This is a genomic window from Abyssibacter sp. (assembly GCF_964229365.1).
Taxonomy (GTDB): domain Bacteria; phylum Pseudomonadota; class Gammaproteobacteria; order Nevskiales; family OUC007; genus Abyssibacter.
Genome location: NZ_CAXRDQ010000065.1, coordinates 19,820 through 29,281, shown reverse-complemented (window position 1 = coordinate 29,281; position 9,462 = coordinate 19,820). Strand labels below are relative to the sequence as shown.

Here is a 9,462-nt window from a genome sequence, read left to right as displayed (position 1 = left end):
GTTTGGTCATTCCAAATGAGCGAACGACAACGCAGGCTTGCGGGAAAACCGGCCCGTTCCATACGGATTGCGCCTGAAAACAGGCCATGCAGCGTTGCTCGTCGCTTATTTGGAATGACCAAACTTCACTTCTCGCGCCTTGCCTGGCCTGTTTTCAGGCGGCAACTTGGCGGCGGGAATAGATCAGAGTGTCCCTAACGGCCTGATGCTCCCGTCGCGAATCCTCGCGCCAAAACGGCGCTCGAACTCTTGGATGTTGTCGTCGTTCGCCAAGGCCGCCTCGGCGGCGGCCTGTCGGGCCGCGGCCTCTTCGGACTCGATGCTGGCCAGGGTCGGGCCGGTGGTTTCGCCTGTCTCGACCCGCAGATCCAGGTCAGGCGCCCCAAGCGCCTGGCGCAGCGCATCGCGCAACCGCTCAACCGTGACCGGTCGATTGAAGCGGCCCATCGACTCGGGCAGCCGCAACGTGATGCGCTCCGGGCCAACGCTCACGCACTCCGAGCGTCGCGCGAGCTGGGCAGCGATGCCATCAATGCTCATCGACCGAATGAACTCCGGCCACTGCGCCGCGGTGTCCAGTGCCGTGACCGGCGCTGGCGCTTGCTCGAGCGACTCTCGCGGCTCGATCGGCAGCGCCTCTGTCGCCACGGCGGGCGGTACGCCGACCGGTTCCGGTGATGCTGTTGGTGGTGGCGTCGGCGTCGGAGTCGGAGTCGGATCAATGCTCACCGACACGGCCGAGGCCGTCGCGGCGGGGGCCGGCTCGGGTTCCGCCGAATCCGGGGTAGGTTCACGACGTCGCGCCTGGGCTCCACCACCGGCTGCAGGTGGCCGAAACGCCATCATCTTGAGCAGGGTCATTTCGAACCCGACACGCGGATCGGGCGCGACAGGCAGATCGCGCCGGCCCTGCATGGCCATCTGATAGAAGAGCTGCACATCTTCAGGCGAGACCGACTGCGCCAGGGTCTTCAGCTTGTCCCGATCGAAGACGGACGCGTCATTCGCGTAGGCCGGTACCAGCTGCGCCACCGCTACCTGCTGCAATGCCGAGGCGATCTGCGCCAACAGGCCGTCGAAATCGGGGGCCTGCTCGTCCAGGCGGCGCAATAGCACAGCCATCGCATCGGGATCGGCCTGGTTGACCACATCTATGACGGCCAGTACGTCCTGCGCCCCGACCGTGCCCAGCATGTCCTCGACCGATTGCAGCGTGAGTGCGCCACCGGAAAACGCAATCGCCTGATCGGTGAGGCTGAGCGAATCACGCATGCTGCCGTCAGCGGCGATGGCCAGCGCCTGCAAGGCTTCGGTTTCCGCCTCGACCCCCTCGGCGCCCAGAATGCTGGCCAGCCGTTCACGGATCAGCGTCGGCGGCAGACGTTTGAGGTTGAATTGCAGGCAACGCGACAGAATCGTGATCGGCAGCTTCTGCGGATCGGTGGTCGCGAGCAAAAAACGGACATGCGGCGGCGGCTCTTCCAGCGTCTTCAACAAGGCATTGAAGGAATGCTTCGAGAGCATGTGCACCTCATCGATCAGGTACACCTTGTAACGGCCGCGCGTGGGCGCGTACTGCACGTTGTCGAGCAGCTCGCGGGTGTCGTCGACCTTGGTGCGCGAGGCCGCATCGATTTCGATCAGATCAACAAAGCGCCCCTGGTCGATCTGCTCGCAGGCGCTGCAGCTGCCGCAGGGAGTGGCGGTCACACCGGTTTCGCAGTTCAGGCATTTCGAGATGATCCGACCCAGCGTGGTTTTGCCAACACCCCGGGTGCCGGAGAACAGCATGGCGTGGTGAATGCGCTGCTGCTCAAGCGCATTGCTCAGGGCCTGGACCACGTGCTGCTGGCCCGCCACCTGCTCGAAAGTGCGTGGGCGCCATTTGCGCGCCAGTGCCTGATAGGTCATGCGGAGGAGCTTCTATCTGCGAGGTGTGGATTGTCGCAGATACCGATCCGCGGCGTCTGCTGAGTCACCGCCATCGGGACTGACCGGGAAAAGGTGGCGGACCGCACCAGCGACACCCCGGCGCCCGAATGAACCGCTACCGTTGCTCCCTTCCGGGCCTGGCGGGGTTTACGACCATTCGCCGCGGGGGAACCGATGCGGCCCACCGTCGAGTCCGACCCGAGCGGGCCGGCGCGCCCGCCGCTGGGCAACCCCAGAGGCGAACGGGCGCGAAGCCTAACAGATTTTGCCCGAATTTCGAGACCGCTCAGGGCTCCACGATGGCGAAGGTGCCGTCGGGCTGATCCAGCAGGGAGAAGAACTTCAACAACTTGAGCCGGCTGCCCGAGAGCGCGAGTTCGTCGCTTCCGAACAGGTCCCCCAATGCCGCTTGGCGGGTGAGCACCCGGATGAACAGCGGGTGGCTGATGGCGATGGTCACATCCGGGCTGTCCGCTGGATCAAGCCTGCGGTGGTGCAGCACCGCATTCTCGATCCACAGCAGGTACGCATCCTCGCGATCCGTGAGTTCGAGGCCGACGCTAAGCGTCACATCTTCGGCCTTCGGACCGTTGAGTCGCGCCGCCATCGAGTCCAGCAGGGTCGGAATACCGATGTGCTCCAGCAGTCCGGCCGTATCTGCCAAGTTCATCACCTGCTCCGGCATGCCGTGGCGTAGTTCATAGGCCGCAGTCAGATAAAAATCCCGCCAAGGGCCGGATTCCGCCTGATAGCCCATCTGATCGTAGGTCCGGGCCAGCAACGCTCTGGCCGAATCGCTGGCCTGACCGGAAAACACCAGGTGATTCAGCAATTCGGCCCCCCAGCGGTAATCCGCAGCGTCAAAGGCGGCCTGCGCGGCCTGCATCACTGCCTCGGCCCCGCCAGCGAGTTTCACGTAGCGCTGGCCAACCTCGGCGGGCGGCAAGGCGTTCAGATGGGCCGGATTGCCGTCGAACCAGCCAAAATAGTACTGATAGACCGCACGCGCGTTGTGGCGAACCGTGCCGTAGTAGTCACGGTTGTGATAGCCGCGCCGCAGCGAGGGCGGCAGTTCAATAGTTTCGGCGATCTCCTTGGGCGTCAGGCCATTGTTCGCCAATCGCAGCGTCTGATCGTGGATGTACTTGTAGGTATCACGCTGCTCGACGAGAAAGGTCTGCACCGTGTCGCGCCCCCAGACCGGCCAGTGATGCGATCCGACGAAGACCTCGGCCTCGGCGAACGCCGTACGCGCCTCTTCGATATAGCGGCTCCAGGCCAATGCATCGCGCACTTTCGCGCCACGTAAGGTGTAGACGTTGTGCAGCGTCCGCGACGTGATCTCCGCCCCAAGAAACGCCTTGCTCGCGGGCAGATACGCGGTGAACTCGGCAGGCGCCTCGGAGCCCGGCGCATTCTGGAACACGAACTCGACCCCATCCAGCGTTTCGGTTTGCCCCGTCTGTTCGACGATTAGCGTCGGCTCCATGATGCCCATCAGCCCGTTGAATGCAGGTGATTTCCCCAACCCGGTATCCACATGCCCACGCGCCGAGCGCGGCAGCTCGCGGCCATACATGTAGCCCGCCCGGCGCTGCATGGCCGGCCCGGCCAGCACGTTTTCGCTGGTGGCCTCCTCCATGAAACCGCTGGGTGCAACGATGGGCATGTCATCGGCAAAGGCCTGGCTCAGGCCGCGGATGCCGCCGAAATGATCAATGTGGCTGTGGGTGATCAGCATCGCCGTGATCGGCCGTGGCTCCAGGTGCTCCATGGCGAAGGCCCAGGCGGCCTCGGCGGTCTGCGCATTGGTCAGGGGATCGACCACAATCCAACCCTGCTCGCCGCGAATCAGCGTCATATTGGCGAGGTCGAAGCCCCGCAGCTGATAGATGCCGGGAACGACCTCGAACAAGGCCGCGATGCTATGCATGTCGGCCTGGCGCCACAGACCGGGATGCACGCTGTCCGGAGCGGCGCCGTCGATGAAGTCATAGGCCGGGATGTTCCAGATCCGCCTGCCGTCTTCCCGCGTGACGACCAGGTCATCCGCGCGAGCGATCAACCCGCGACGGGCGGCGTCCATGCCATCCAGATACGGCTCCGGCATCGCTGCGGCCACTGCCTGATTGGCCTGAACAGTGGCCGCCGTCGGCGCTGAGAATCCGTGTTCGTCATCGCCTTCCTGCGTCGGTAGCGTGCGATCCGAACAGGCGGCGAGCACCAGCATTACGAGGCCACCTACCGGTAGCCGAAGTCCCCGAGCGATCATGTCGTGTCCCTCTCCCTTGTTATTGCCGCGTAGTCCGTTGTCCTGTGTTCCGACCACGGCTAGGCCAGTCTCCCAAAATGCTGCGGTACGGTACTACGACTGGATTCAAAGCATTAGACTCGCAGCCAATCGAGCGCACCAAGCCGGTCGCTCCCAATACCAATTGTCCACGTCACCGTGACCTGCGGTGCGATGGAGAGAGACCACAACATGACTGACGAGACGCTCCGGCTTCACCTGCCGGAACCGACGACGCGTCCGGGTATGGATCCCGACGCGAGCATGATCAAGGTGCCCGCCGCCGGCACCCTGCCGAAGCCTCCGCTGGACGAGCCGGACGACCAGATGTGGGACTACGCCCTGGGCATGGTCCGCGTGCTCGGAGACGACGACCTCGCGGTTGGCGACTGGGATCCGAAACTGGACGCCGATACGCTGCGCCGCGGCCTGACCTACATGATGCGCACCCGCGCATTTGATGACCGCATGTTGCGCCAGCAGCGTCAGGGCAAGACTTCGTTCTACATGAAGTGCACCGGCGAAGAGGCCTGCGGCGTCGCCCAGGCCATGGCCTTGCGACCGGATGACATGCTGTTCCCCAGCTACCGCCAGCAAAGCATGCTGGTGGCGCGTGACTGGCCGCTGGTGGATCTGATGTGCCAGATCTTCAACAACCCCAAAGACCGGTTGCAGGGCAAGCAGTTGCCGGTGCTGTACTCGGTGAAGGATGCGAACTTCTTCTCCATCTCCGGCAACCTCGGCACGCAGTTTCCGCAGGCGGTGGGCTGGGCCATGGCCTCCGCCTACAAGAACGATTCCAAGATCGCCGCCGCCTGGGTCGGCGAAGGCACGACGGCCGAGGGCGACTTCCACCATGCGCTGACCTTCGCCGCCGTGTACCAGGCACCGGTGGTGCTCAATGTCACCAACAACCAGTACGCGATCTCCAGCTTTTCCGGGATTGCCGGTGGCGAGCAATCGACATTTGCCGCCCGGGCGCTGGGCTACGGCCTGCCCGGGATTCGGGTCGATGGCAACGATTTTCTGGCCGTCTACGCCGTGACCCAATGGGCAGCCGACCGTGCCCGCAACAACTTCGGCCCGACCTTGATCGAGCTATACACCTATCGGGCCGCGGCGCACTCGACCAGCGACGACCCATCCGGCTATCGCCCCAAGGACGAGTTCACCGTGTGGCCGCTGGGCGACCCGATCGACCGGCTGAAGAAGCATCTGATCAAGCTGGGTGAATGGGACGAACAGCGGCATGCCTCGCTTCAGGATGAGCTGGAGTCCGAGATCAAGCGCGACCTCAAGGAGGCCGCCAGCCACGGCACGCTGGGGGTGCGGCCGTGCAGTCCGTCGACCATGTTCAACGACGTGTTCAAGGAGCTGCCACCGCACCTTCGCCGCCAGCGCCAGGAGGCCGGCCTATGAGCCGCATGAACATGATCCAGGCGATCAATTCCGCGCTGGACAACATGCTCGACCGCGACCCGAACGTGCTGATCTTCGGCGAGGACGTGGGCTACTTTGGTGGCGTGTTCCGCTGCACCGCAGGCCTGCAGGAGAAATACGGTGCCAAGCGCTGCTTCGACACCCCAATCGCCGAGGGCGGCATTCTCGGCATGGCAATCGGCATGGGGGCCAACGGGCTGCGGCCGGTGGCCGAAATCCAGTTCGCCGACTACATCTACCCGGCCTTCGATCAGCTCGTCTCCGAGGCGGCGCGGCTGCGCTATCGCTCAGCCGGTGAATTCTCGGCGCCGCTCACGGTGCGCGCCCCCTGCGGCGGCGGTATCTATGGCGGGCAGACCCACAGCCAGAGCCCCGAGGGGATCTTCACCCACGTCAGCGGGCTGAAGACGGTGATGCCGTCCAACCCTTATGACGCCAAGGGGCTGCTCATCGCAGCCATTGAAGATGATGATCCCGTGCTGTTCTTCGAACCCAAACGGATTTACAACGGTCCGTTCGACGGCTACCACGACCGCGCGCTGCAGCCTTGGACCCAGCACCCGATGGGCGAGGTTCCGGACGAGTACTACTCCATCCCGCTGGGCAAGGCGAATATCCTGCGTCCCGGTTCCGACGTGACGGTGATCTGCTACGGCACCATGGTGCATGTCTGCGAAACCGCGGTGAAGGAAACCGGCATTGACGGCGAGATCATCGATTTGCGCTCGATGCTGCCGCTGGATCTGGACTGCATCGTCGCCTCGGTGCAAAAGACCGGCCGCTGCGTGGTCGTCCACGAAGCTACGCGCACCAGCGGTTTCGGTGCCGAGCTGATCGCCGAAATCCAGGAGCACTGCTTCTACCACCTGGAAGCGCCGCTGATGCGGGTCACCGGCTGGGACACACCCTACCCCCACGCCTTCGAATGGGAGTATTTCCCCGGCCCCAAACGCGTGGGCGAAGCGCTCGCACGAGTCATGGAGGACGCGTGATGGGTCTTTATACGTTCAAGCTGCCGGATATCGGCGAAGGTATTGCCGAGGCCGAGATCGCGGAATGGAAAATCGCCGTCGGCGATACCGTCGAGGAAGACCAGGGCATCGTCGACATGCTCACCGACAAGGCGGCGGTGGAAATCGAATCGCCGGTCGGCGGCATCGTCAAGGAGCTCTGCGGTGAAGCCGGCAGCATGATCGCCGTGGGCGGCCCGCTGATCCGGATCGAAGTCGAAGGCGACGGGAATACCGACACGGCCACCGCCGATGCCAGCCCTGCACCCGCGCCACAATCAGCTCCACCGGCACCGGAACCGGAACCGGCCCAAGCTCCGGTCAAAGCACCCGAACCGGCCCCGGCAACCGCTCAGTCGGCACCTGCCAGCGCGGCCAGCATCCGCCAGTCCGGCGCCCTGCCCCGCAAGGCTGGCGAAAAACCGCTGGCCTCGCCGGCCGTGCGCCGCCGCGCGGAATCGCTGGGCATTCAATTGGCCTACGTGCCCGGCACTGGCCCGGCCGGCCGCATCACCCAACAGGATCTGGATGCCTTCATCCAGGCCGACGCGGGCGGCGCCGCACCGGGCACGCAGCGCATGCCGAAACCTGGCGTCGAGGACATCCGCATCATCGGCCTGCGCCGTCGCATTGCCACCGCCATGCAGCAGGCCAAGCAACGGATTCCACACTTCGCCTATGTCGAAGAGGTCGATGTCACCGAGCTGGAAGCCCTGCGTCAGCACCTCAACACCAACAAGCGCGAGGATCAGGCCAAGCTCACCATCCTGCCGTTCCTGGCGCGGGCTCTGGTGGTCGCTGTACCGGCGCATCCTCAGGTCAATGCCCGCTTCGATGATGAAGCCGACATCCTCCATCGTTTCGATGCGCTGCATGTCGGGATCGCGACGCAGACGTCAGGCGGTCTGGTGGTGCCGGTGATGCAGCACGCCGAAGCCAAAAGCCTGTGGGACATGGCCGGTGACATTCGGCGCCTCGCCGAGGCGGCCCGAACCGGCAAGGCCAGTCGTGAAGAGCTGTCCGGTTCGACCATCACCATCACCAGCCTGGGCGCCATGGGTGGCATTGCCTCCACGCCGGTGATTAACGCACCGGAGGTCGCCATCATCGGCGTCAACAAGATCATGCAGAGGCCGACCTATGTGAACGGCCAGCTCGTGCCAAGACTCATCATGAATCTGTCGTCCAGCTTCGACCATCGCATTGTCGATGGCTGGGATGCCGCGGCGCTGATCCAGCGCATCAAAGGCCTGCTGGAACACCCGGCCACCCTGTTCATGGAGGGCGAAGCATGAGTGATGCGATCACCACACAGGTACTCGTCGTCGGCGGTGGTCCCGGCGGCTATGTTGCCGCCATACGTGCGGGGCAGCTGGGGCTGAAAACCGTGCTGGTAGAAGCCGATCAGCTGGGCGGAACCTGCCTCATCCGCGGCTGTATTCCGTCCAAGGCGCTCATCCATTCTGCGAGCAAGTTCGCCGATCTCGCTCAGCATGTGGGTGACGGCGCTTTGGGTATCCGCCTGGCGGCGCCGCCAACATTCGAGCTGGGCGGTGCCGTGCACTGGAAGAACGGCATCGTCACCCGGCTCAGCGGGGGCGTTGCCGCCCTACTGAAAAAGGCGCGTGTCCAGGTCATCGGTGGCTGGGCGCGCTTTGAAGATGGCAAGAGCTGCATCGTCGAAGGCGACGGCACAACCACGCACATCACGGCAGAGCACGTGATCATCGCCACCGGATCGGTCCCAGTCGAATTGCGTGGGCTGCCCTTTGGCGGTGACGTGCTCAGCTCATCCACCGCGCTGTCCCTGCCGGAACTACCGAAACATCTGGCGGTGATCGGGGCCGGTTACATCGGCATGGAACTGGGTATCGCCTTCCGCAAGATGGGCGCTCGGGTCACGGTCATCGAGGCAACGGACCGCATGCTGCCGTCCTACGACAGCGATCTGGTCAAGCCGGTCAGCAAGTGGTGCCGTCAGCACGATATCGATATCCGCTTTGACACCAGAGCAGTCGGCTACTCGGCCGGACAGCTGGAGCTGGAATCCGCCGATGGCACATCCACGCTGGATTGCGACAAGGTTCTGGTCACGGTCGGCCGTAAGCCCAACACGCAAGGCTGGGGGCTGGACCGGCTGGTCATCGACATGGACGGCGCCTTTATCCGGGTGAACGACAGCTGCCAGACGTCCATGCGCAAGGTCTGGGCGATCGGCGATGTCGTCGGCGAGCCCATGCTCGCGCACAAGGCCTCCGCCCAGGGCGAGATGGTCGCGGAGATCATCGCCGGCGAGCGTCGTAAGTTCGCCCCGGCGGCCATCCCGGCCGTCTGCTTCACCGAGCCCGAAATCGCCGGAGCCGGCCTCTCGCCGGACGAAGCTGCGGCGGCCGGATTCGAGGTCAAGGTCGGCAGTTTTCCGCTCGCGGCAAACGGCCGGTCGCTGACCATGGAAGGCGGCACCGACGGCGGCTTTGTGCGGGTAACGGCACGTGCCGACAACCACCTGATTCTCGGCGTGCACGCGGTCGGCGCCCATGTATCGGAGCTGACGGGGGCGTTTGTTCAGGCGATCGAAATGGGTGCGGTGCTGGAAGACCTCGCCGGCATTATTCAGGTGCATCCGACCGTGAGCGAAGCCTTCCATGAAGCCGCCCTGGCCACGCTGGGACACGCGATACACGCCTGAGCCACCGGCAAAACTCAGGCCGCCGATGACGTGAGCGTGCGCGCTGCGACCGGCGGTGCATTGGCCGCTTGCCGTCGATCCCGGGCGGCGCAGACACTGGC

At 64.5% G+C, this 9,462-nt stretch carries 6 protein-coding genes and 1 other RNA gene; 4 read left to right on the top strand and 3 right to left on the bottom strand.

The window, feature by feature from the left end:
- Window positions 1–183 precede the first annotated feature (183 nt).
- The 3 genes from dnaX to ACE1EY_RS10705 form a co-directional block, all read right to left on the bottom strand.
- A complete protein-coding gene (gene dnaX / locus ACE1EY_RS10715) occupies window positions 184–1,911 on the bottom strand; it encodes a DNA polymerase III subunit gamma/tau (protein WP_370300159.1) in 1,728 nt (575 codons plus the stop codon).
- Window positions 1,912–2,012: 101 nt separating this feature from the next.
- Window positions 2,013–2,109: signal recognition particle sRNA small type (ffs, locus tag ACE1EY_RS10710), an RNA gene on the bottom strand.
- Window positions 2,110–2,218: 109 nt separating this feature from the next.
- Window positions 2,219–4,204, bottom strand: a complete 1,986-nt coding sequence (locus tag ACE1EY_RS10705; protein ID WP_370300158.1) for an alkyl/aryl-sulfatase — start codon at window positions 4,202–4,204, stop codon at window positions 2,219–2,221.
- 210 nt (window positions 4,205–4,414) lie between these two features.
- Here ACE1EY_RS10705 and ACE1EY_RS10700 point away from each other — a divergent pair, with 210 nt between their 5' ends.
- From ACE1EY_RS10700 to lpdA, 4 genes are read left to right on the top strand one after another with little or no spacing between them, the layout of a single operon-like run.
- Window positions 4,415–5,641 carry a thiamine pyrophosphate-dependent enzyme gene (locus tag ACE1EY_RS10700; protein WP_370300157.1) on the top strand — a complete coding sequence of 409 codons (1,227 nt, stop codon included), beginning with the start codon at window positions 4,415–4,417 and terminating at the stop codon, window positions 5,639–5,641.
- A complete protein-coding gene (locus tag ACE1EY_RS10695) occupies window positions 5,638–6,654 on the top strand; it encodes an alpha-ketoacid dehydrogenase subunit beta (RefSeq protein WP_291513808.1) in 1,017 nt (338 codons plus the stop codon). Before ACE1EY_RS10700 ends, ACE1EY_RS10695 begins: the two co-directional genes overlap by 4 nt.
- Window positions 6,654–7,967: a dihydrolipoamide acetyltransferase family protein gene (locus ACE1EY_RS10690; RefSeq protein WP_291513807.1), complete on the top strand. Its 1,314-nt coding sequence runs from the start codon at window positions 6,654–6,656 to the stop codon at window positions 7,965–7,967. Before ACE1EY_RS10695 ends, ACE1EY_RS10690 begins: the two co-directional genes overlap by 1 nt.
- Entirely contained in the window at window positions 7,964–9,361 is a 1,398-nt protein-coding gene (gene lpdA / locus ACE1EY_RS10685; RefSeq protein ID WP_291513806.1) for a dihydrolipoyl dehydrogenase, read from the top strand. The genes ACE1EY_RS10690 and lpdA overlap by 4 nt, the downstream gene beginning before the upstream one ends.
- Window positions 9,362–9,462: the final 101 nt, after the last annotated feature.

What these genes read in the sequence shown, in the direction of transcription:
- ACE1EY_RS10705 (WP_370300158.1), bottom strand. Translation starts at nt 4,204, where the DNA reads ATGATCGCTCGGGGACTTCGGCTACCGGTAGGTGGCCTCGTAATGCTG.
- ACE1EY_RS10690 (WP_291513807.1), top strand. Translation starts at nt 6,654, where the DNA reads ATGGGTCTTTATACGTTCAAGCTGCCGGATATCGGCGAAGGTATTGCC.
- ACE1EY_RS10700 (WP_370300157.1), top strand. Translation starts at nt 4,415, where the DNA reads ATGACTGACGAGACGCTCCGGCTTCACCTGCCGGAACCGACGACGCGT.
- ACE1EY_RS10695 (WP_291513808.1), top strand. Translation starts at nt 5,638, where the DNA reads ATGAGCCGCATGAACATGATCCAGGCGATCAATTCCGCGCTGGACAAC.
- lpdA (WP_291513806.1), top strand. Translation starts at nt 7,964, where the DNA reads ATGAGTGATGCGATCACCACACAGGTACTCGTCGTCGGCGGTGGTCCC.
- dnaX (WP_370300159.1), bottom strand. Translation starts at nt 1,911, where the DNA reads ATGACCTATCAGGCACTGGCGCGCAAATGGCGCCCACGCACTTTCGAG.